Here is a 23,258-nt window from a genome sequence, read left to right as displayed (position 1 = left end):
TTCAAAGGACTACACCTGCTCTTCCCACAATCGTGTTACCTGAACCAACCTACCATCACGATCAAACTCCAGTTTGTAGATGTCCGGCATCGTTGTGTTTGCCCAGAAGTCATAACCATAGGACGGATCATAATAATTGAAAATCAGGGTCATGATGTCCCCATGGGTGCCAATCACTATTTTTTGTCCCGGATGCCTATCCAGGATACGCTGTATAACAGCGATTGCCCGCGCCCCAGCGACTTCGCCGGATTCTCCACCTGAATAAGCAAATGCAGGATCATCATAGAGCCTTTGTTTGGCTTCACGAAAATGTTCATGCTTCACTTCAGGACCTGACAGCTCACGCTCACGCAAATCCTCTTCGGTGACCACAATGCCACCTGACACTTCAGCCAACCCCTGAATCGTATCCACGGCCCGTCTATACGGGCTGGAATAAAACGATTGTATCTGCTCCCGGTGGAGCAGACCCGCGACGGTCGCCGCATCCCTTTTTCCTTGTTCCGTCAGACCTCGCTCGCGTTCCTGCCCTTCCATATATTCAGACTGCGCGTGCCTTACAAAATATAAAGCCGTGTTGGCTTCATTCGTCATCTGTCCGCCATTCCTTTCTTCTTTTCAATCACAATTAGGCAAGTGCTGTCTGGCAAAGGTGCAGGTTGACCCTGTTCATCCATAAATATAATTCGTTCTCCAAGCGCCTCCGTATATCCTTCCTGAAGAAAGTGCCTGAATGTAATAATCTCGGCTTGCTCACCCAGCGCTTCGCGAATACAGTGCTCATATGCCGATGGGGTAAATATGCCAAATTGCTCCTGAATCTCATGGACATATGCTTCTTCGCCCCATGTATAGGTGTACAGAAATTCCATAGCATCGTTAATATCCAGCACCGCCTCGTCCTCAGAGATCTGCTCAAATTCAATGCTGCGTCCCTGGAAATCCTGCGCATACCGCTCCAGCCATCGCATCCCATCCGGTTCGAGGAAACGAATTCGACGCTTCTGCGCTTCGGGTTCAGTCATGATACCATCCCTGATCAGAATCCGGCCCCCGGGTGACAACACGTTAAATGAACTTCTCAGCGCAGCAACGACCGTATCGCTGTTAAAGCTTCGTCCGTCACGTTCAATATACGAATACAGTTCATGCAGAATGGATGAAAAAATAACCGTATCCACCGTGCCTGACTGTACGTATTGATCCAGTTGAAGAGCATCTCCCTTCAATACTTGCCAGCGATGTGCCTCCCGCTGCTTTTTGCGCTCCAACGCCTCAATGACATTCGCTGAAATATCAATGCCGATTGGTTCCATCTCAGGTCGTTCCTGCTCAATCAGATCGAGCAATATTCCACCGCCGGGACCGATATCGAGCACACGTTTGCCAACCATGTAATCCAGCAGTACTTTCTTGTAATCACCTGAGCTGTTCATGTCGGCCAGATACGTCTCTTCATTATGGAACCGATCATACGCATCCCGACGGAGTCCAAACAGGTCAAATAACAACAGCACAGCCTTTTCGTATAACGGAGACTTTTCTGCTTCAATACAAAAAGCAATTAGCTTCTCGGCCGCCGGGGAAAATTCAAATGTCACAAATACCGTATCCCTCAAATCCGGGTGCCGCTCAATCCGATGTGTCAGATGGGGGTAAGTAATCGTCTCACCTGCTTCAATCTGCTCCCACGAATATTGCTCCAAATACTTTTCAATCATTCGTTTCTTGTAAACATTCAGTTTCTTGACACCTTTATAATCGTAATACATCGTGTTCATTAATGGTTCGAAGCTGATATGCCTTACCATATCCCCTTGTTGCTCCTGCGAAGTCGAGTTCAAGCCCACTGCTTCTTCTTCGGCTTCTATGCCAATACCTGTGCTGTTATTCATCGAGTCATCTCCAGATACCACCATAGCTTCACTGTGCAGCGTCAAAAGGAATATCTTAACCATCTCCTGCAATGAAAAATCATGCATCGCTGACTCCACATACCATAAGGTCCGATGAGCCAGAGGAGCGAGAAGTTTCTCTATCTCAAGCTGAGCTTGAAGTTTCGCATATGCTTCATCCATCGCTTCTCCCTGACGTATAGATGAGCTCCGTAAGCGTGACAGCCGCTCCTTCACATTCCAGTCTGTATGATCCGGCTTTGTAATAATCCAACCTACGATACGCTGCACTTCAGCCTGAACTTGATTCCACAACGCTGGGTCAACGCCAGCAATGATACATTCATTTAATGCGATCAGGATGGCCTGCATTTCATCTGCGGTCAGCCACCCTTGCGTTATGAACGAGTGCAGTGGGGCATTTTCGGCAAATGGAATTTCTCCTCTTATGTACTGACCAATAAGTCCGTGTGTGGCAATAAGGGTACGAATGATCTCATACCGAGGTGGGAGTGAACCATATGCTGTTTGCACAATTTGTGTACTACCACTTGGATCATCATTTGATAAATCACTCGGGGATTCCAATCGAGATGAATGTTTCTCCTCACGATGTCCTTGCTTGCCATGCAAATGTCCAATACTTCCGTACATGTCATATACCTGTGCTGAACCCACATTGTGCACGAACAGGTTAACCCCCTGTTTCTGCCATTTTCGCCGCTGTTTCGGTGATCCTACCTTTGCCGTTTCCGACCAGACCAGCACATCCTCCAGAATTTCTCGCATCCAAAAAGAAACCTGAAGCTGCTCCAGCACCTGGAGTGTGCGTTCTACGTAATCCAGTACCGGATTCGTGCCTTCCAGCTCAGCTATAGAAAAAATGCGTTCCAGGTTAATATTCGGCTGTTCTGCCGCTGCCAGCAGCTGTAGCCACAGTGGCTGCTCCCCCTCCGGGAGATGGCCTGACTTGTAAGATTGTATGGTCTTTAGTGCGTTTAGCATTGATTTCTTCACCTCGTTATCCTTGTTAGTTAAGCTAGATATGTCATTTCAGCAGACGAATACGATCCTGCACAAGCTTGATTAACTGATCCGCTTCCACTGCAGGTAACCTCTCGTCTAGACGTGCAGCCGCGACAGGCAAAATCCAGGCATCCATCTCCTGGCGAGATATCCCGGAAATCTGGATGTAATGTTGGATATAATGATCCAGCATTACATTGCGAGCCAATTCAAATCCCCTATGAACAGCCAGGTCTGTATCCTCCGGCAACGTGCCGCTCATTAATATTACCCAGCTTCGTGCCACATCACCCGCTGGATCACCCGACATGCCTGTCATCCAATCTATAACCCAATATTGATCTCTCGTTTCATTTAACATGACATTATCGGGATGAAAATCGCCATGACAAATTTGCTTTCGCTCTGGAAGAGACGACATATAATTGATAACCTGCACCTTATCTTCTTCCGACAATAGAGAGGTATTTTGAATGGCCCCAGTAAGAATCTGCTTTTGTGTGGGGAGTGCTCCTTCATCATCCTGCTGGGCGTGAAGGCTATGATGAGAGTCTGCCATTTGACGCGATAGTTCTTCGATCAGCGAGGGTTCCTGAATCATAAGGGATAACATCGTGTTGCCTTCAATCCGTTCAAATATAATCCCTTTGCGCATTACATCATCCATATACAACATTGCTTGTGGAACAGGTAAGCCCTTTTGGAATACTGCCTCGGTAATTCGAAACTCATTCTGGACGGCTTCGGCAGAAAAATCCGCATGGTATAATTTCATAATCTGATTTGATGGGTACTCATAGATCTCAGCCGTTCGTCCTTGCCCAATACGTCTCATTCTTCACTCTCCCTAACATGAGTAGACTACCTATTGCAGTACGATCCCTGTTGTAACGCTACCAGTTCAGTGCTGTTTATCGCTGTTGATGTTCACCCACGGCTGCCATCAATTCATTCATGATTCGTTGTCTCCCCAGTGGGGTCCAGCTCATCACAAACCAATTGGGAATGCGCTTAACTTTTCCATCCTTCACCGCCGGAATCTGGGGCCATGCTGCCGTTCTGGTCAACTGGTCATACATTTTGTCACTACCGGCGAGAATATGATGATGATGAATTAACAAATGTTCCGTCTCCAATACAGGCATGGCCTCCGGTTGCAGCTCCATACGCCACAGTTCTGCTGGAGCCTGATTACCCGGGCGCAGACCAAGCTCGCCGTATACCAATTCATTGAGCGGATGATTCACCCTGCCCTGAATGCCAATCGTCCGGTGGCTCACTTGCATGATGGTCATCCGTTCCTGGCCCAGTATACGGCGCAATGTCTGGCCTGTTGTCTCAGTTTGCACATCCAGACGAGTCAGCATCTCCGCAGCCTCACGTTCCCGGTTCACCAACTCGGCAATTTTCTCAAAGTTTCCTTTCCAGTCCCACACAGAGAAATCCAGAAATACAGGCGCAGCCGTTTGTTTAAACTGCTCTCTGAACTCTGTATGATAATGATCGGCGATGATCATATCCGGATTGGACTGCTCCAATTCCAGCAGTTGGCTGTGCAATTGTTCCGCATACTGCTCATTGCTCTGACCTGGATACTGGAATAAATCCACCACACAGACCGGCTCGATTCCAACTGATTTCAGATGGTCTCCGAATCCGAGTGAGGATGCTACAGCCACCTTTAACTTGCCTCGCTTCATATATAATGTAGGGGATACACCCACCATGCGCTGAAACATGCGACTAAAGTAAAATTCACTTCGAAACCCGACTGCAGCTGCCACTTCCTTCACTCGACTGTTCTTTGTATTCAGCATCTGTTTCGCATGGGTCATGCGCACATTGCTCAGGTACTCGACTGGTGGCAGACCTGTTTCACTTCGGAACAACCGTGAAAAAGCAACCGGCGGCATGCCACCTGCTGCTTCAGCCAGCTGTTCAATGCTTACTTTGTCCGTATAGTGCTGCTCCATATAAAGGATGCTCCGTTCAACCCGTTCATCCATTACGGTATCCGGCTGTTCCGGTTCATTCTTCATAATATTCTGGATCAATTGCTCTAACTGAATTCTCAAATTCAATGAATCCCGATTTCGTTCTTGCCGACTGTGATGATACAACTGCACGATCTGTTGGAGGATCTGTTGTGGATGATGAACGGGAATATGCCCTGGTGAGAGTGCACCGGATAAGGATAGGGAAGGCAATGTTTCATATCTACCTCTGGTCTTGGTTAGCCGAATCGGTTCAAACCATACACCATAATATTCGAACGTACTACCTTGTTCCGGGAATTCCACAATCATGCCGGGTACAAGCAAATATAACTGGAGAGGACGAACCTTCTGTAGCGCACCATCCAGTACAACAACCCCTTCGCCCTCTGTAATAAAGCATAATATGTATACAGGAACCCGAACATGTTTGGCTTGTCGGGTCATGGGAAACTTTCGTTTACGTACTGAAGATAAAAGATAGATTAGATTGGCTTCGTTCACATATGATGGCATGAAAAAATGCACCAGCCTTTCTTGCATTCTGAATCCTTTTCTTCATTATATCCCTCTGCGTCGTAACAGCAAATACATCATATACGGAGCCCCAATAATCGCCGTAATTAATCCGGCTGGAATCTCATACGGAGCGAACCATGTCCGTCCGGCGAGATCTGCGAGCATGACGATCAGTCCTCCAAGCAACGCCGCAATCGGCAAGCGAACCAGACTCCGGCTGCCTGCCAGATGTTTTGCCATGTGAGGGGCCATTAAGCCGACAAATCCAATCGTTCCTGCCATCGACACCGCAGACCCGGCGAGCCCTACGCTCATCAGAAGGAACAACACCCGCATCGTCTCCACCCGCAGACCGAGTCCAGCAGCCGACTGGACATCCAGCAGAAACATATCCAGCCATCTGGACATCCATATTAATAGAAGAAACAGGATCAGCAGCCACGGCATTAAAGGCCAAAAGTGTTCCCACGTTCGTCCGTATAGACTACCTGCCATCCACACGGAAGCCTGGGAGACCCGGAATATTTTGCCTACCGTTAGCAAATACGTGATTAACGCACCTGCCATTGAAGAGATGCCCACACCAATCAGCAGCATGCGAACCGTGGAACTCGCCTCTCCTTTTCTCCATGACAATCCATAGATTACCGCGGCCGCGAGAAAGGCTCCAATGAATGCAATCCACGGCATATGACGCATTGGAAAAGTAGGAACCAGCACCATGACGGCAACCACCGCCGCAGCCGCACCCGAATTCAGCCCAATCACGCCAGGTGATGCCAGAGGATTCCTCGTAATGACCTGTAGGATTGTACCCGCCAATGCCAGACCGCATCCAACCAGAAAACCGGTCAGTACCCTGGGCAGCCTTAACTGATGAATGGTGAAGTGATATTCCTGATCTCCTCTGCCTATCAAGCTACGCAATACTTCTCCCGGAGGGATGGAGCGATCTCCCGACATCACATTAAGCACAAGCGCTCCCACATTCAATAACAACAGGATCAGAATAAGGGTGATTGCACGTCTCTTTATAATAGAAGAAATCATATCGATCTCTCCTTTCTTTGGGCCAGATAGATGAGGAAAGGAGCACCGAAGAAGGCTGTAACCACCCCAACAGGAATTTCCTGCCCCGGCAACACAAATCTCGCCCCAATATCTGCTGTGAGCAGCAGTAGTGCCCCGAGAACAGCAGAGTAAGGAACTACCCAGCGATAATCACTGCCTGTTATCGATCTTGCAATATGCGGAACGGCCAACCCGATAAACCCGATGGGTCCGGCAAGTGCGACGGCACTGCCAGCCAGCAGAACAATGGCGATAATACAGATGATCCTAATCATCTTCATTCGCTGTCCTAATCCTTGAGCCACTTCATCTCCTAAGCCAAAAATGTTCAATTGACTGCTTAATGCAAACGCACAGATGATGCCAATGATCAGATAAGGCAGAATTTGAATAAACAGATCGAGATCTCTGCCTGTTAATGAACCCGCCAACCAGAAACGCATCGTATCCAGGGACTGCTCATTCAGGATAAGAATGCCTTGTGTCAATGAAGCAAATAACAAATTTAATGTAGCCCCTGCCAGAACTAGTTTGACTGAAGATAAGGGTTGTCTGCCCGTGGAACTAAGAAGGAAAACCAGCACGCCTGCAACCGCCGCCCCCAACAGCGCAGACCATGCAAATAATTGTAGAGACGTCGTTCCCAGCCAAAAGGAAGCAAGCACCGCGGTAAGTGCCGCGCCATAATTAATACCGAACAGTTCAGGACCTGCGAGGGCATTGCGGCTAATCGCCTGCATCAGGCACCCGGCCACAGCCAGTGAGCTGCCAACCACTACGGCAATAACCGCTCTTGGCAGCCTGACGGTTTGAATGATCAGGTGTTCACGCGAGCCATCAAAGGCATAGAACGTATCCACAACAGAACGCAATGGAATCTGTACGATGCCATACATGATGCTGAATAGAAACGCGAGAAGTGTCAACACGATGATGGTTGCTAAACCAGTGATTTTAAACCTGGTGTTTGTGTTCATTTTTCTACGCCTCCAACCTGCATGCTGCTTGATTTATGTACTTCAATATGTTGTATAAATCACTTGAAAAAACGAACTGTCAAAATTTTTCCTTCTATTATATAAGAACAAATATATAAGAACAAATATAGAGCACGAATATAACATGGAACGAACCCTATGCAGAAAAATCAGAAAAATTGGATCGTCACATTCGACGACCCAATTTTACAGTTAAGCTATGACCACTTGGAAGCATAATTGCAATTGATAAGTGCTGAATATCAATCCATTGCCGCTAGAAAAGGTCCTGCATGTTTTGCGTTTAGTTGGCTACATAGGTGTTCAGGTCATCCACGACCTTGTTTACAGCCTGAATGCCCAGGCCACTCATCCAGTACTCCCAGTCAACCGGGTGCACAGCTTCGTTTTGGACTCCTTTCAACGTTGCCCACAATTTACTTTTCTCCAGTTTGGCGAATGCATCCGGCTCACGGTTAAACCAGAAGACTACGTCACCATCGAGATCAGCAATCTGTTCTTCCGTAATATCCTTGGAGAAGCCTGCATCCTGCTGTGCTGCGGGACGAACAATTCCGGAATCTTCCATAATCGTACCTGCAAATGTTTCTTTCAGATAGACCTGAATTTTGTCTTCACGGGGACGGAACAGCGATACTTCCTTGGCATCTTTGCCTGCAAGCGTAGATTTCAATTCCTCAATGCGCTGCTGATATGTATCCAACAGCTTCTTGCCATCTTCCAGCTTGTTTACAGCATCGGCATGAAGCTGCAGATTTTCTTTCCAGGTAACCCCAAGTGTTTCTACAAACACCGTAGGCGCGATTTGTTTTAACTGATCATGGATAGCATCATGTGTATCTTTATTACCAATGATCAAGTCCGGCTTCAGTGCATCGATAGCCTCCAGGCTTGGTTCATTCACCGATCCGATATTCTCAATGCCTTCTGTGCCTTTTAGATAAGCCGGATACGGATCGCCTGCTGCCAGGATGGAAGGTGCGCCTATAGGTTTAATGCCCAACTCGAGCAAATTATCCAAGGCCCCAATGTCCAGTACCACAATTCGACTTGCATTGGTTGGAACCTGTACCTCACCATATGCATCTTTGACGGTACGTGTATCGCCAGTATTAGCTACGGTTTCTTCTTGCTTTGGTTCGGTTGGAGCGGTTTCCGCTGCTGAACCATTGGCTGCACCCGATCCCGAATTTCCACAACCCGCTAGCACCAGCATCAGTACCGCCAGCATAGCAAAATGTACCCATGATTTCATTCCAATCCTCTTTCTCTCTACTTGCATCCCATCCAACCCCCTGATCCTATTTAATAACCTAATCAATAATGATTATCATTATTAAAACAATATCCCACAATTCCAGTTTCTGTCCATGCAATATTCTTTTGATCTCATATACTATTTTTTAATTCATCCTCATTAGACCCATATTTATCCATAATCGTGTGCTCCAGTGGATTCGGAACTTGATGAATACGCAATTCATGATCTGGAAACAAGCGCCGCTTCGTCAATTGCTCTACTCCGATCTCAGGATCAAACAAGGAATACAATTCGTACCGTTCATGAAATTCAGGGAAACGCTGTTGATAGTCGGTAATGATCTTACGAACACTGTTCCAGAAGGTCTGCTCTCTGATCTGGTAATGCTCCTGCATGAACAAAGCCAGCTCTCCAAGATTGATAAAGAAAAAGGCATCATGTATGAAATCCCGCACTTCTGTCGGTTCTTCCGTCTCCAGGAATGAATTACGGTTCACACGACGATGATATTCCGGCACCTCGACAAGCGCTGGACAGAGCTTTGGATCGGCAAGTGCCTCTCTTGTAAATCGAATTCCATCGTGAAAATCCTTCAGCGCAACGCGTGAGGGTCTGCCTTCCCGGTGAATTAGCAGCATATTCTGTGCATGAGACTCCAGCGCAATCCCATGAGCGAATAACCAGTGAATGAGCGGTCGTACCGAAGTCAGTAACAGCTCGGACAACCATTCATCAGCACCCAGCTTTTTCACCCAAGGATCAATCACCGGGCGCCCTGCATAGTCCAGTGTAGACAATGCATTAAACGGAATCGCTGATTCACCTGGTTCCAGCCGGGAATATACACTTTCCCTCCAAATGCAGGACAGTACACCATACGAGAGTGGCTTCAAAACATCCGGTATCTGATGATTGTCGTATGCAACGCCAGCAATCTCTCCCAAAAGAATGACACGCAGTTCATCCCTCAAGTAGGGATCTTGCTTGCTAATTCCCTGCAGCCAGTCGGTAATGCGAGGTCCATTCTCAACCGTATGTGGGGCGATCACCCTGCCAGTTGATGTGTTGATCATACTCAGCGACAGCTTCAAGTACGGTGAATTGGGACGTGATCGGTTAGCTAGCGTGCGGATCGACTGTTGAGCAGTATATCGGTCTTCGCTGCTGCCAAGCGGTACGATGCTCCCGTTACGAATGTCTTCTGCAAGAACAGAACTGATCGTTGTTCGCCATTGCCACGGATGGACTGGCATCATCACATACTCTGCCGGATCAGCACCCATTTCCTGTAGTGCCATGAGGAAGCGTTCCAACACTTGTTCGCCAAGTTGATCCTGAAGCCATTCCCTTGTAGCCGGTCCATGTTCATTCGTGCCATGACTTATCCGTGCGTTTTGCTTATGAATTCCGACCCATATCGGTTTAATACATCCGCCGAACTCGGGTCCATATTCAAGCTGATCTTCAATTCGGAAGCCGATACGGGATTTATAACTTGGATGATATGGATGACCCTCGATGATTCCACTTTCCCAGTCTTCATCGGGAAGAGCATGTAAATCATTCTGCCGCTCAGCCCGTACATATCGCGCCAGTGTGTCATTGATCAACGTCTGCTCCAATTCTTTAACAAAATGCAGCAGCTTCCCTTCATCGGCGCCTATCGTTGGTCCAACTTCCAGCAAAAATAGAGAAATCGACTCCGCTTCTTGGCCGGCTGTAGTTCCAGACTGAATACGTTCTCCCTTTTGAATGCTGCTACTTTCCGAAACCCAAGCCAGAGTCTCATCCACACAGACAAGTCTTGTAATTGGTTCATGGTTCAGCCGCAAACGACCAAAGGTAAAATGCCTTGTTCCCTTGCATGTATAGATGACCCGTTCACCATTCAGCCCTGTACCCTCCATTTCCCAAACGTTAAACCCCTGCTCCTCCCGTGAGCTATATGCAATAACACCTTCGTACATCAAGGATTCAACCAACTGTCGGAATATGCGTCTACGTGCATAAGTGTAGTGGTGTGAAGAAAGAGCTACGGTGTACAGTTTTCTTTGCTGATCTTGCCAATGCTCCTTCTCCACTCCAACTCTAGAGTTTGCAACATCATTTCCTGAGTGGCTAGAGGATTCCTCTATGCAAAACGGTTGCCTCTCCTGATCCTCATCATGGCTCTGATATTCAGATATTCTCGTACTTTCCATGCGCATGCTCTCCTCCCCTCCTGATTAATTCTGCCGAACTGGCCTGTAGACTTGCAGTGGATTACTTACCCGATGCACACAATCCCCCGGCCCTTCATGAATTCGCCGTCTGGTCAGCTGTTCCACTTCGATCTCGGATGCAAAAACGTCAAACTGTTCAAATCGCGCCTGTAACTCCGGGAACCGCTCCTGGTAATTCAAAATTACTTCGGCAGCCATGCACCACCATTGCTTTTCGCTCAGATCAAAGTACTTCTCCAGAAAAAATGCCACTTCGGTCAGATTGATAAAAAGTAACGCGTCCAACATAAAGTCTTTCACCTCGGAAGGGTCTTCTTTCTCCACAAACGAATTGCGATTCACCCGCTGATGGTTGGCAGGTGGATATTCAATTTCCGGGTATCCAAACGGGTGAGGAATGGATGGGCAGTAACGGATACCGTCATGGAAATCCTTAAGCGCAATCCGGCTGGGCCATCCTTCTTTCAGCACGATGATCATATTTTGCGCATGTGATTCCAGCGCCGCCCCATGTGCGTACAGCAGATGTATCAGCGGTACCACCGCAATATTTAGCAATTGCCGGGTCCAGCGATCCAGGCCATATTCGTTTATCCACGGTTTAATGACCGGAGTGCCCTGCTGATCGAGATGACACAGAGCATTGAATGGCAAAGCCTCTTCTCCTGCCATTAAGCGCGGATGCAGACTTTCCCGCCAGATAGCCCCGAGTGATCCGTATATTTTTTGCTCCAGCATATTGGGCAGTTTCTGGTGATGGTACGATACCCCCGCAATCTCCTTCAGCACAATCAGACCAAGCTCATCCTGTAAAAACGAATCTTCTGCCACCACACGACCAAGCCAATCAGAGATACGGGCCGCATTCATGATTGTGTGCTGTGCGAGAATTCGTCCGGATGATGTATTCACCATATTCAGTGGCAGTTTGACATACGGTTTATCGCGATGACTCACATTCGTCAATGTGCGAATGGATTGTTGAGGACGGTAGGTGTCACCTGCTTGACCCAGATACACAATCTCCCCTGTTCGAAGTTGCTCCGCACACGCCACCGATATGATTCGCTCCCACTGCCAGGGATGCACAGGAACAAATACATATTCGTCCACACTTGCATCCCCATCCGTATTCAACTTCACCTCGGCATCAGCAACCGAGTTCAATTTCAAGTTCGCAGATGATATAACTTCCTGCAAAATCAACTTGAATGTCTGTAGCTCCTGCCCCAGCTCGTTATGGATAAACTCAGCATACATGTCCAGTGAAGACGAAATGGAAATTTGGGCTGCATTCTGTTTAACCGCAATCCAGACCAGCTTGAATTCCGGTCCGAACTCCGGTCCATAGGCTTCATTGTCAGAGAGCGTGAATCCAACTCTGGATTTGTAACAAGGATGATACGGATGCCCTTCAATCAGGGCAGATTCCCACTCGTCATATTCTGATACCCGAGGTTCGGGCTGACCAGCACGCCATCGCACAGACAGCGTGTCCTTCAGATGGGTCTGCTGAAGCTCATCCATGAATTGCCCCAGCTGAGCTTCGGATGTGGGAATATGCGCAGCCATCTCCAGTAAAAAACGAGGAATGGAATCTGCTTCCGCTCGATCTTTCGATGTTACCCGTATAATTGGTTTATCTGACAACCGAATGCGGTCAAAGCTCTCTTTTCGTACAGCCCAAAAGGTGTATTCCACCTTCTCTCCTGTCTCCGTCTCCCCTCGCATTGTATACTCTGCCTCCGCATAAGGCCCGATCACCGGTTCATTCAAGATTTGCTCATACAGAAACGACTCCACCAATTGCCTGAAGATACGTCGCCGCACCATTATCCACTCTTCGGACCTGACCAATGCTGCTGTTAGACCGTTCATATGACACCTCCCATGATTGCACTACCTCAAACCGTTTCATGTGTTACTGCAAATAAATGTGCTGCGGATGTGGATGACTCAAAAAGTCATGATGCGAGATCGCCCATCCATAAGCACCCGCATATTGGAACAGCAAAATGTCTCCTGCCCGAACCCTGCCTGACGTAATATCACTTGCCAAAATATCTTTCGGAGTACATAGCTGGCCTGCCACTGTAAAAGCGGTTGCCTTCACCTCGGGTCTGTCATACGGATGCGTCCAGTTCTCCACCGCAATCACCTCGAACGGATGACTGTGCTGCCAAGAAACGGGTAGGCGAAAATGATGTGTACCGCCACGTACGATGACATATGTTTTGCCGTGGTTGACTTTAACGTCCAGCACCTCGGTTGCATAATACCCACTCGATGCCGTAAGGTAACGCCCACATTCGAACAACAAAGTCGTTTCCGAAGGCAGTTCCTTTTGCAATACCAGTGCAATACCATTCACAAATGTGTTCCAGTCGAACTGTTGCTCCAGATGCGCATAGTTCACACCAATTCCACCCCCGGCATTCAAATACCGAAGCGTGAAACCATATCGCCTCGCCCAATCCCGCGCGATGTTGCAGTAATACTCAATCAATTTCACATGCTGCTCCGCATCTAGATTGTTCGAAAGGGAGTGAAAATGAAACCCTTCCACCTGAATATGTGGCAAGTGCCGGAGGTGGTTCATGACTTGTGGCAGCATGACCTCGTCGATTCCGAACTGGGTCGGACGACCGCCCATCGCCAGTGTCGCTTGAGGCAGTGGACCTTTCAGGTTAATCCGCAGCAATACGGATACCCGAACGTCATTTTGACTCGCAATCTCGTTCAGCTTGTTTATCTCATGCATACTTTCCACATGAATAAGCTGCACTTTATGCTCTATCGCTCCCCGAAGCTCTGCTTCTGTCTTGCCTGGTCCACCAAACAGAATCGGAATATCCGCTGAGACTTGTCTCACCTTCACGATCTCGCCCAAAGATGCCACTTCAAAGCCATGAACTACAGGGGCCAGCGCTCGAAGCACCTCTTCTTCCGAGTTGGCTTTGATGGCATAGAACAGCTGACTAGATTCCGGCATGGATTGTACACGCTGATGCACATGAGCGACGAGTGCTGTTACATCCCGGATGTAGGCACATACCGGTTCGGTCTGTTGTTCTTTCAGTGCCAATAAATGCTCGCGGACTCTTGCAACCTGAGGCATACACCCTGTATTCAGCTCTATAGCCATAAACGTGTACCCTTTCCTTGTTCAACGGCTCTTGCATACATCTCTGCCGCACTGGAAATATCCTCAATCGCCATCCCCATCGGGTTCAGCACAATAATCTCATCCTCATGTTCGCGTCCTGGCTTTTCCCCAATCAGGATCTCGCCGAGTTCAGCGTGAAGCTGCTCACGGGAGAACTTGCCCTCCAGCACCAGCTGATTAATAATCTTTTTCTCCCGGTTGGACTGATCCCAGTCGTCCACGACCACTTTGTCTGCCTGGGTAAATACATCCTTGTGCAAATCCATAATCGAGATGTTGCTGACAAATGTACCTTTGGCAATCCATTCATACGGAATATGCGGCGATGAGGCTACCGTAGCTGTTACGAGTACTTCCGCTTGTCGTACCGCTTGTTCTGACGAATCTTCCACCCGTACTTCAACCTGATCAAAACGCGAACCAATTTCATCGGCAAGCTGGCGGGCCGTATCGGCATTCAGGTCATACAGATGGATGGTCCGAATGGAGTCAAATTGTTCAAGCAGCGAGGTGATCTGCATTCTGGCGATCACTCCGCAGCCAATCACGCTCACTGTGCGGAAACCTTCTCTGGCTAAATACCTTGCCCCGATGGCTGTAACTGCCGCCGTACGCATCCCGCTGATCACGCTGCCTTCCATCACCGCCACCGGATAGTTGCTTTCCGGATCATTGAGGATAATAAGAGCGCTTGCACGTTCCTTATGACGCTTGGCCGGATTATCATGTTTGCTCCCAATCCACTTGAGACCACTGATCGCTACATCGCCACCCACATACGCAGGCATCGCAATAATGCGATCGGCAATATGACCGCTCTCCTCGTTAACCCGCAGATAAGGCTTCAACGGTTGCACGATATCCCGCTTGGCATGAAGCTCCAGTGCACGGGTTACTGCTTTGACATATGGCTCTGAATACAGCCCTCCCAGATCTATAATATCCTGTTTACTCATATACAAAAGGCTATGATCCTGAACGGTACTCATATCTGATCTCTCCTCCGAGATAATTTTTTATATACTCTTGATCGTTTGGCTTGGCGGTAATTGATTAACCCATTGCTCGTCATACACACTGTCCAGATAACGTTCTCCACGATCTGCGAAAACAGTAACCACCTTGGCTGAAGGCCGCAAGGTTGGAACCAGTTTTTCCAGTGCAGCAACCAGTGATCCGGACGAACCTCCTGCAAAAATGCCTTCCCGTTCCAGCAGCTTCTGGCAGCCCAGCACAGATTCCCGATCGTCCACATGAATAACTTGGTCAATCTCGTTCGGGCTGAATAACTCAGGGACACGGTTGGCGCCGATACCCGGCAATTCACGCTGACGTGATGGTGTGCCAAAAATGATCGAGCCAACTGCATCAACGGCTACGATCCGCGCATGCGGATTTGCCTCTTTCACACGGCGGGATATGCCCAGAATGCTTCCAGTCGTACTCACTGCACACACTAGTACGTCTATCTGTCCATCCATTTGCTCCACAATCTCCTGACCTGCACCATGATAGTGAGCTTGCCAGTTCAAAGGGTTGGCATACTGGTTGATCCAGTAACCTGCCGGGTCCTGACTGGCTAACTCCTTGACCCTGCGAATGCGGGATTGCAAATAACTTCCGTGTTCGTCCGGTTCAGTCACCATGTCAACCTGTGCCCCGAGGTAGGTTATCATTCTCAGATTGGTCGATGTGATTTTTGGATCAACCACACAGGTGAATTTCAGGCCATAACGTTTGGCGGTTAATGCGAGACCGATTCCCAAGTTTCCTGAAGTGCTCTCGATGAGATGCGTATCCGGTTTGATCGTTCCGTCTCGCAGACCCTGCTCGATAATGTATCGTGCAGGTCGGTCTTTCATGCTGCCGCCGGGGTTCATCATTTCCAGCTTGGCATACACCGATGCTCCTGAAGATCCGAACAGGGAATTCAAGCGAACCAGTGGTGTTTGACCAATACAATCGATAATGGAATCCGCAACTTTAAGCGAGCGATCCTTGATTTGCAGGGTACTTTGTTCCATGTGTTTACACCAGCTTTCTGGGCATATTGTTGTCCAAAATCGTTTTATTGATAATGATTATCATTTTCAAAATTGGACACAGGGCCTATTATGCATATCCTTTTTTTTCCTGTCAACACTAAAATTTTTGGAAAGTTTTTGAAAAAAATAAGATTGACATTGAGAATCATTCTTGATAATCTGATCAGCAATTGGTTTCAAATTGCCAAAATCAAGGTGGTGAAGTGGACACATGATGTCGCAAATGGCATGGAAACAGAGCGTCCGTATTTTGTGGGGTGGGCGCTTTCTTTCCAGTGCCGGGCTGACTGGAATCAGCCCTTTTATACCGTACTACATGGAGCATCTGAACGCGGGAACGCCGGAAGAAGTGCTGATGTGGACAGGTCTGTCCGTATCTGCACCTGCTCTATCCTACGCACTGCTAACCCCTTTTTGGGGTAAGATCGGAGATCGTTGGAGTCGAAAATGGATGGTTGTCAGAGCGCTGATCGGACTGGCCCTTAGCATGTTTCTGATGGGCATTGCCCAGACGCCCTTTCAATTCTTTTTGTTCCGTCTCTGCCAGGGGGCTTTCGGTGGCATATCTGATGCGAGCAGTGCGTTTGTGGGAACCCATGCCCCTGACCAAAAGCAGGGTTCTGCGCTCGGACAGTTGGAGCGGGCATCGGCAGCAGGTCTGCTCGTGGGACCACTGCTAGGAAGCATATGTGTAAACACATGGGGAAGTCGTCCGCTATTGTTCATTACGGCCTCGTTGACATTGAGCTTTGCTGTGCTTGCCGCAATCGTATTAACGGGGGCGACGACGCATCGGACTCGTCCAGCCAAGAACAATACTCAAGTATCTCCTGTGGAACAGCACCAGCCTTCGGTCGCTATGTTGAACAACCATAGCAAAAATACAAACAAGAGTGGAATTATCCATGCCTTCGTTTCGCTGATTACACATCCAATTGCCCGAAGACTCGTTATCGCAGGCATCATTTTCAAGCTCGCAGATTTTGCAACATTTACGATGTTTACTCCGTTTATTCGTGAAATCGTCCCTTCCTCAGGTGCAGCTGCGCTTACCGTCGGGGTTCTGCTCGCGATGTCTTCGGTTGGTGAATTGGTTGGCGCATCGTGGTGGGGTAAGCGAAATGATCGTTACTTACCCGAACGCAATCTCCGGCTGGCTGGTTTGTTATGCGGCTTGTGCCTGCTTGCACATACACTTCCACTCGGGGTGGCCTGGCTGCTGGTTGTACGTTTTCTGCAAGGATTCTTCTACAGTGCCCTATTGCAGACGGTCATGCTCAACGTGCTCAAATCCTCCACCGATCAGGATCGGGGCGTGCGCATCGGAGCTACCAACAGCATGTTAATGGCTGGTCAGATTGCCGGTCCGTCCATTGGGGTTCTAATCGGAGGTATCTGGGGAATTCCAGCTGTATTTCTTGTCATGGGGACAGTCATGCTCGCCGCTTCGCTTGCTGTACGCCGCCCAGCGGTTCATGAGCCAAAAGCTCCCGTACAACTGCCACTCCAATAATTTGTGAAAGGATGATAATCAATCATGACCAAGGATAACGTCACCATCGATCCATTCCAGCAGACTGTTCATCCCTCTTTAGTATCGCCGAGCGGAATTGCCCGTCAGGAGATGCTAAGCCGTATATTGAACGCCTATCTTCGAGAAACCGAACAGCATGATCCTTATGTTCGAATTGCCACGCGGCCAGACCTTTCGCTTGTTATTGAGCTTCCGCGTACTGGTCAGAGGATATATGGAAATCTGCTTCATCGTTCCGCCGCTGGACATCATGTCTATGGCGACAAGTTTCACATTGCAAAATCAGGCGGGGCACAGCCCGATGGTTGGAGAGAAGTTTCTTTTGAACAAATAACGACGCTGTTGCTCGATGAAATATCATCTGTAGAACCCAATCTAGAAGCCCGAATGTTGAAAAGAGTAGAGCTGGAGCAGATGGTTTACAACAGTTTGGAGCATATGACCTCCTATTTGGAGCACGCGCTGAACACAACCTCTCCTGTAACATTGGATTTTCGCTATCTGGAACAGGCACTGCTATGTGGTCATCCATTTCATCCAACTCCGAAAAGTCTGGAGGGCTTCAGTTCTTCGGATTCGCATGCCTATTCGCCAGAATTTGGCGTTAGCTTTCCTCTCAGCTGTTTTGCGGTCACACCTGAACTCGTGTTGGAGGATTGGCTGGATACCGTGGACTATGGCAGTGAAGCACCATGGGTTCCTGCGGAAATGGCCGAGGCCGCTTGGAAGCACCTCTCTCTGGAAAGCAAACAGTATGTCCTGCTCCCTTGTCATCCTTGGCAGGCTGCCTATTTGCGGACACTTGAACCTGTAAAATCCTTATTACAACAAGGTACCTTGATTGATCTGGGCACTACCGGGCCTTCCGTGTATCCTACCTCATCGGTGCGCACGGTCTGGAATCCGAAGGAAGGTTGTTTCTACAAGCTGTCTCTTCATATTCGAATTACAAACTTTATTCGCGAGAACAATGAAGAGCAGTTGCTGCGCACACTGGATGCATCCAGAATAGTACAGCAGATTCAGGATCGCTGGACGTCAGAGAAATTTCAAATTTTGCTGGAAAAAGGCTACCGTAGCTTGAAGGTTCCAGAGATACCTTCGTCTACTCAGGATGCGCTGATCTCGGGATTCTCCATGATCCTGCGTGAAGCACCAGAGTCTTGCCGCTCTGCTTCAGGGGCGCCTTATGTTGTGGCCTCTCTCATGGAGGTGCTTCCCGGAGAAACTGAACCGCTGTTGTTCCGGGCTGTCCGGGAAAGTCTCCAATCATCTTCGTCGCCGGATCGTGTAAATGATACGAGGGTGCAGACAGACTGGTATGAATGGCTTCGTCAATATCTGGAGTTGTCCATGGTTCCACTTGTGGAACTGTATGCCGAGACAGGCATTAGTCTGGAAGCTCATGTACAGAATTCCATGCTGCGTCTTGAAGACGGCATGCCTGCCACATTTATGGTTAGGGATCTGGAGGGCATCAGTGTCAATCGAGCCTTAGCGGAACAGCACGGTTGGATCGATCAGGTAGTCAACGCCAACAGTCCTGTCCTGTATACGGAGGAAGAATCACGGCATCGATTGAAATATTATTTCTTTGTCAATCACCTCAGTCATGTGGTGCAGCGTCTGGCATACTATACTGGTCAACAGGAGCAGCCATACTGGAGGGTGGTGAGAAATACGTTAGAGGAGCTTCGGAAAAAGACAGCCGAGTCCTCGCACATCAACGACGTCATTCGTGATCTGTTGACCACCGAGACCTTACCGGCCAAAGCCAATCTGCTCAGCCGGTTCCATCAGCGTGGTGAGACGCCGCTATACGTCAACATTCCCAATCCAATGAGGTAAGGAGGTTCCTTTTATCTGCTCCAATTCATTCAGCAGTCTATTAAGTACCTCCCAGCCTCCAATATTTGCACACCAAAAAACGGCCCTGGAGAACAACACAACGTGTTCTTCTAGGAGCCGTTTCTTTCTTTCTTTCTTTCTTTCTTTCTTTCTTTCTTTCTTTCTTTCTTTCAAATCATTTTCCGATTCATTTCTTATCTCAATTCAAACATTCTATTCGAACTCATCGCCTCTTACTTTGGCATACACCATCATATCTACTAACGTACCTGTACTGTCACGCCGCATCTTGCGCAGTACACCTTCAAGCGTATAACCTGCGCGCTCAGCCACTTTGGCACTTCGCACATTGCGGGCATCACAGCGGATTTCCAGCCGATTCGCCTCCAGATAAGATATTGCGAACTGTTCTATACCCCTGACTGCTTCCGTCATGAGACCCTCACCTGCACGCGAAGTTCTAATCCAGTAACCGATCTCGAAACAACGGGCATTCCAGTCGATTCGATGCAGTCCACTGCTGCCCACGAATTCATCCGTAAATCGGTCACGTAAATGAAGCATCATGTCGGTACGCTCCAGAAATTGCAGTCTGGCTTTGCGAGCATTCGCTTCCGATTCCTCCAATGAAGGTATGTTCTCGGCAAAAGGCAGCCACAAACGTAATTGCTCCGCACTTTCACGAATTGCCTCATTCACTGCCGCTCCATCTCCCCACCTCGGGGCACGAATAGTCAAACGCGGTGTTTCAAAACTTTCGGGAAAAGACAGCATTAACGGATTAATCGAAGCTGGATTGGTCATGAATTCTACTCCTCCACCTGGAATATCGAGTCAATGATCAGCGGCAAGTTATCCCTTACGGATACAGCACCAAAAACGGAACGGGCGTGTACACCCTGTTCTCCGAACACATCCAGCATCAGATCCGAGAACCCGTTTAACACTTTATGGTGCTCCTCGTAAGAGGCGGTGGCATTGATGAACCCTTGCACTTTGACCACCCGTTTCACCCGATCCAGCGAACCAAGCACTTCCTGAACGACAGCCAACACCTCGATGGCAGCATTTCGGGCAAATTCATATCCCTGCTCCGTCGTAAACTGCTCCCCGAGTTTACCACGCTCTCGCGTATCCGGCCCTTTACCGGACACATACATGATTCCATTTACAATCACCGCATTGGTATACTTTGCTGCCGGCGTACTTGCTTGGGGCAATACAATGCCCAATTTGTCCAATCTGGTCTGTATCATCGGCTTCTCCTTTATGTACAAAAATGTCTTTACAAGCTATCAATCTTTCAAATTATTCCTAATTTAGTTAAATCTCAATATACGCCGGTTGCTCTTGAACCGCAAGATGCAAAATGGGTTGAAGGAATATTTCCCTTCTATATAAGTAATTAATTACATTTCAATTGTCGATCAGCATAAAAGCTCCAAACTAGAACACAGGGTACAGTTTACTATGCTAGATTTTTAATTGAAAGATTTAAATGAATTAACAAATATATAATTCCTTAAATATTGAAAACGTTATATTGTAATTTCAAATCATTTCTTTTACGATAGAAGCAATAACTCTCAAAATCAATGGGATTGAATATAAGGAGGAATCATCATGAGTGCACCATTGTTTCGTGATCCCATCTTTGATGGAGCTGCTGATCCGGTCGTTGTGTGGAATCATTCCGAGCAAACCTGGTGGATGATCTATACCAATCGCAGAGCCACAGCCGGAGGGCCAAAGTTCGCCTGGGTGCATGGCACGGATTTGGGCGTAGCTTCTTCAGCTGACGGTGGACAGTCTTGGACTTATCGCGGTACGTTAACCGGGTTGGAGCATGAATGGGGACATAATACGTTCTGGGCTCCAGAAATTTTCTGGCATGAAGGCACGTATCACATGTATGTCAGTTACATTCAAGGGGTTCCCCATGACTGGGCGGGCCATGATCGGCACATTTTGCATTACACCAGTACGGATCTGATATGTTGGACTTTTCACGGCAAACTGGAGCTTAGCTCGGATCGTGTGATTGATGCGTGTATTTACCCGCTGCCGAACGGAAAATTCCGGATGTGGTACAAGGATGAAGCTAATTCGTCCCATACGTATGCAGCAGATAGCCCGGATCTCTATCAATGGGATGTGATTGGACCGGTTATTGCAGGACGTGCGCATGAAGGGCCGAACGTATTTCGTTTCCGTGATTCGTATTGGATGATTGTTGACGAATGGAGAGGACAGGCCGTTTACAAATCGGATGACCTGGAGCATTGGGAATGGAACAGTCTGATTCTCGATCAGCCAGGGACCCGTGAGGATGATGGTGTAATCGGTTTGCATGCAGATGTCGTCGTACAGGATGATGAAGCCTATATCTTTTATTTTACCCACCCGGATCGGATCGAAGGTATCGATCATGCCAGCGAACCCGCACGCCGTTCCTCCATTCAGGCCGCACGTCTTGATGTCATTGATGGTGTGATGGTCTGTCCACGAGATGAAGCGTTACAGATGAAGTTGCGACCTGGGAACGATGCAAGTAATATTTCGGTTTGAGTGCGTTGTCCATGATGTATAGCAAATAACCAAAGTGTAATAGCCAATCATTGAATTCTCCTAAAGGACTTGAGCATATCCCTGTTTCCACAGGGCCTGTCAGGTCCTTCTTCTATTCATTAAATCTATCTTTTCATATCTACACGTATTTCTATATCGCAGTTCACCCTATTTCAGCACTCTCGTCGAACCTACTTCTCTAAACTCCTGTCGATATGTCCTCGGAGACACCTGAACCGTGCGCTTGAACATCTTCCCGAAATGTGAAAAATTGCTGAATCCCGATCGCAGAGCGATCTCCGTTATGGAATCCTCGCTTTCACGCAGCAACCGCTGTGCCTCCTTCACCCGAAGCAGATTGAGGTAATCGCTGAACGTGAAACCTGTGGTCTGTTTGAACAGACGGCTGAGGTAATGGGGACTAATTCGAAATAATTCAGCAACCTCCGGCAGCGCTAAATCCTGATGATAGTTATCGTTGAGATAACGCACCACTGCCTGTGCCTTGGGATGCAGAACCGGCTCACTATCGGCCGAGTGCACGGTGCCCAAATGTTTATTGCGGTAAGCAAACAACAGGAGTTCAACGGATCGGTGACGCAGCAGCAGGCTGCTTCCAGCTCTGGTATGGACCATCTCATCAATCATTTCACTGACCATTCGTTCCGCTGTTTCACTTACCTGTGAAGGAAGCCTCAGAATGGGAATATTCCAGCCGAATGGCTCCTTAAGGCCCTCTGCCAGCTCAGGTAAAATGGCCAATTCGGTGAACAGTTCTGGCTTGATATACAGAACAATTCGATCATGATCTGGCCTTCCACTCTCCATCGTTTTATGAACGGTATTCCGGTTAATGAATACGAAATCTCCGGCTTGGACCCGGTAAGTTCGATCCTTGATGAAGTATATGCGCTCACCCGATAGCAGGTAGTACAGCTCATAATGGTCATGCAGATGGTCATCCGTCATGGAAAAATATCCAATGCGACGATCATATTCGATATTCAAATATCCGGTGGGATCATTGTAATCCGCTCGAAATGTCTGTATCATGCAGCTGCCCCCTTTAGTTGAATTATAGCAAAATAAGCGGTATTTGAAAGCGATT

18 protein-coding genes are annotated in these 23,258 nt (G+C 48.2%); 3 read left to right on the top strand and 15 right to left on the bottom strand.

Going from position 1 to position 23,258, the window contains the following annotated elements; translation table 11 throughout:
• Window positions 1-9: 9 nt before the first annotated feature.
• From AC4PM4_RS00650 to sbnA, 12 genes are all read right to left on the bottom strand, one after another.
• Complete coding sequence (locus AC4PM4_RS00650; protein ID WP_072732531.1) at window positions 10-597, bottom strand: histidine phosphatase family protein; 588 nt, start codon at window positions 595-597, stop codon at window positions 10-12.
• On the bottom strand, window positions 594-2,903 hold the full coding sequence (locus AC4PM4_RS00645) for a class I SAM-dependent methyltransferase (RefSeq protein WP_491612444.1): 2,310 nt from the start codon (window positions 2,901-2,903) through the stop codon (window positions 594-596). Before AC4PM4_RS00645 ends, AC4PM4_RS00650 begins: the two co-directional genes overlap by 4 nt.
• 43 nt (window positions 2,904-2,946) lie before the next feature.
• Complete coding sequence (locus AC4PM4_RS00640) at window positions 2,947-3,759, bottom strand: phosphotransferase family protein (protein WP_090805693.1); 813 nt, start codon at window positions 3,757-3,759, stop codon at window positions 2,947-2,949.
• A 76-nt stretch (window positions 3,760-3,835) separates the two neighbouring features.
• Complete coding sequence (locus AC4PM4_RS00635; protein WP_491612443.1) at window positions 3,836-5,422, bottom strand: helix-turn-helix domain-containing protein; 1,587 nt, start codon at window positions 5,420-5,422, stop codon at window positions 3,836-3,838.
• A gap of 57 nt (window positions 5,423-5,479) precedes the next feature.
• Window positions 5,480-6,487: a FecCD family ABC transporter permease gene (locus AC4PM4_RS00630; RefSeq protein WP_090949367.1), complete on the bottom strand. Its 1,008-nt coding sequence runs from the start codon at window positions 6,485-6,487 to the stop codon at window positions 5,480-5,482.
• The gene (locus tag AC4PM4_RS00625; RefSeq protein ID WP_491612442.1) at window positions 6,484-7,485 is read right to left on the bottom strand and encodes a FecCD family ABC transporter permease; all 1,002 of its coding nucleotides are present in this window, start codon (window positions 7,483-7,485) and stop codon (window positions 6,484-6,486) included. The genes AC4PM4_RS00630 and AC4PM4_RS00625 overlap by 4 nt, the downstream gene beginning before the upstream one ends.
• Window positions 7,486-7,789: 304 nt before the next feature.
• The gene (locus AC4PM4_RS00620; RefSeq protein WP_072733454.1) at window positions 7,790-8,761 is read right to left on the bottom strand and encodes an ABC transporter substrate-binding protein; all 972 of its coding nucleotides are present in this window, start codon (window positions 8,759-8,761) and stop codon (window positions 7,790-7,792) included.
• A 134-nt stretch (window positions 8,762-8,895) separates the two neighbouring features.
• The gene (locus AC4PM4_RS00615) at window positions 8,896-10,968 is read right to left on the bottom strand and encodes an IucA/IucC family protein (protein WP_491612441.1); all 2,073 of its coding nucleotides are present in this window, start codon (window positions 10,966-10,968) and stop codon (window positions 8,896-8,898) included.
• Window positions 10,969-10,992: 24 nt separating this feature from the next.
• Complete coding sequence (locus tag AC4PM4_RS00610; protein WP_491612439.1) at window positions 10,993-12,867, bottom strand: IucA/IucC family protein; 1,875 nt, start codon at window positions 12,865-12,867, stop codon at window positions 10,993-10,995.
• 43 nt (window positions 12,868-12,910) lie between these two features.
• Window positions 12,911-14,134: a type III PLP-dependent enzyme gene (locus AC4PM4_RS00605; RefSeq protein ID WP_491612438.1), complete on the bottom strand. Its 1,224-nt coding sequence runs from the start codon at window positions 14,132-14,134 to the stop codon at window positions 12,911-12,913.
• A complete protein-coding gene (gene sbnB, locus AC4PM4_RS00600) occupies window positions 14,125-15,144 on the bottom strand; it encodes a 2,3-diaminopropionate biosynthesis protein SbnB (RefSeq protein WP_063563353.1) in 1,020 nt (339 codons plus the stop codon). Before sbnB ends, AC4PM4_RS00605 begins: the two co-directional genes overlap by 10 nt.
• Before the next feature lie 27 nt (window positions 15,145-15,171).
• A complete protein-coding gene (gene sbnA, locus AC4PM4_RS00595; RefSeq protein WP_144424424.1) occupies window positions 15,172-16,179 on the bottom strand; it encodes a 2,3-diaminopropionate biosynthesis protein SbnA in 1,008 nt (335 codons plus the stop codon).
• 244 nt (window positions 16,180-16,423) lie between these two features.
• Here sbnA and AC4PM4_RS00590 point away from each other — a divergent pair, with 244 nt between their 5' ends.
• Both AC4PM4_RS00590 and AC4PM4_RS00585 read left to right on the top strand, forming a co-directional pair.
• Entirely contained in the window at window positions 16,424-17,713 is a 1,290-nt protein-coding gene (locus AC4PM4_RS00590; protein WP_491612437.1) for an MFS transporter, read from the top strand.
• 24 nt (window positions 17,714-17,737) lie between these two features.
• Window positions 17,738-19,582 (top strand): IucA/IucC family protein, encoded by a 1,845-nt coding sequence (locus AC4PM4_RS00585; protein ID WP_491612435.1) that lies wholly within the window; start codon window positions 17,738-17,740, stop codon window positions 19,580-19,582.
• Window positions 19,583-19,795: 213 nt separating this feature from the next.
• Here the strand turns inward: AC4PM4_RS00585 and AC4PM4_RS00580 are convergent, their stop codons facing one another.
• Together AC4PM4_RS00580 and AC4PM4_RS00575 are read right to left on the bottom strand one after the other, a co-directional pair.
• On the bottom strand, window positions 19,796-20,386 hold the full coding sequence (locus AC4PM4_RS00580; RefSeq protein ID WP_176854284.1) for a GNAT family N-acetyltransferase: 591 nt from the start codon (window positions 20,384-20,386) through the stop codon (window positions 19,796-19,798).
• Between the two features lie 5 nt (window positions 20,387-20,391).
• Window positions 20,392-20,838, bottom strand: coding sequence for a RidA family protein (locus AC4PM4_RS00575; RefSeq protein ID WP_063563350.1), 447 nt, complete (start codon window positions 20,836-20,838; stop codon window positions 20,392-20,394).
• 367 nt (window positions 20,839-21,205) lie between these two features.
• On the opposite strand from AC4PM4_RS00575, the gene AC4PM4_RS00570 reads away from it, so the two are divergent.
• Window positions 21,206-22,150, top strand: coding sequence for a glycosyl hydrolase (locus tag AC4PM4_RS00570; protein WP_491612434.1), 945 nt, complete (start codon window positions 21,206-21,208; stop codon window positions 22,148-22,150).
• Between the two features lie 168 nt (window positions 22,151-22,318).
• Here the strand turns inward: AC4PM4_RS00570 and AC4PM4_RS00565 are convergent, their stop codons facing one another.
• On the bottom strand, window positions 22,319-23,203 hold the full coding sequence (locus tag AC4PM4_RS00565; protein ID WP_491612432.1) for a helix-turn-helix domain-containing protein: 885 nt from the start codon (window positions 23,201-23,203) through the stop codon (window positions 22,319-22,321).
• Window positions 23,204-23,258 lie beyond the last annotated feature (55 nt).

It is taken from the genome of Paenibacillus sp. MDV22-iso6, assembly GCF_058408365.1.
Note: the sequence above shows the minus strand (reverse complement) of the source record. Positions and strands in the feature narration are given on the sequence as shown.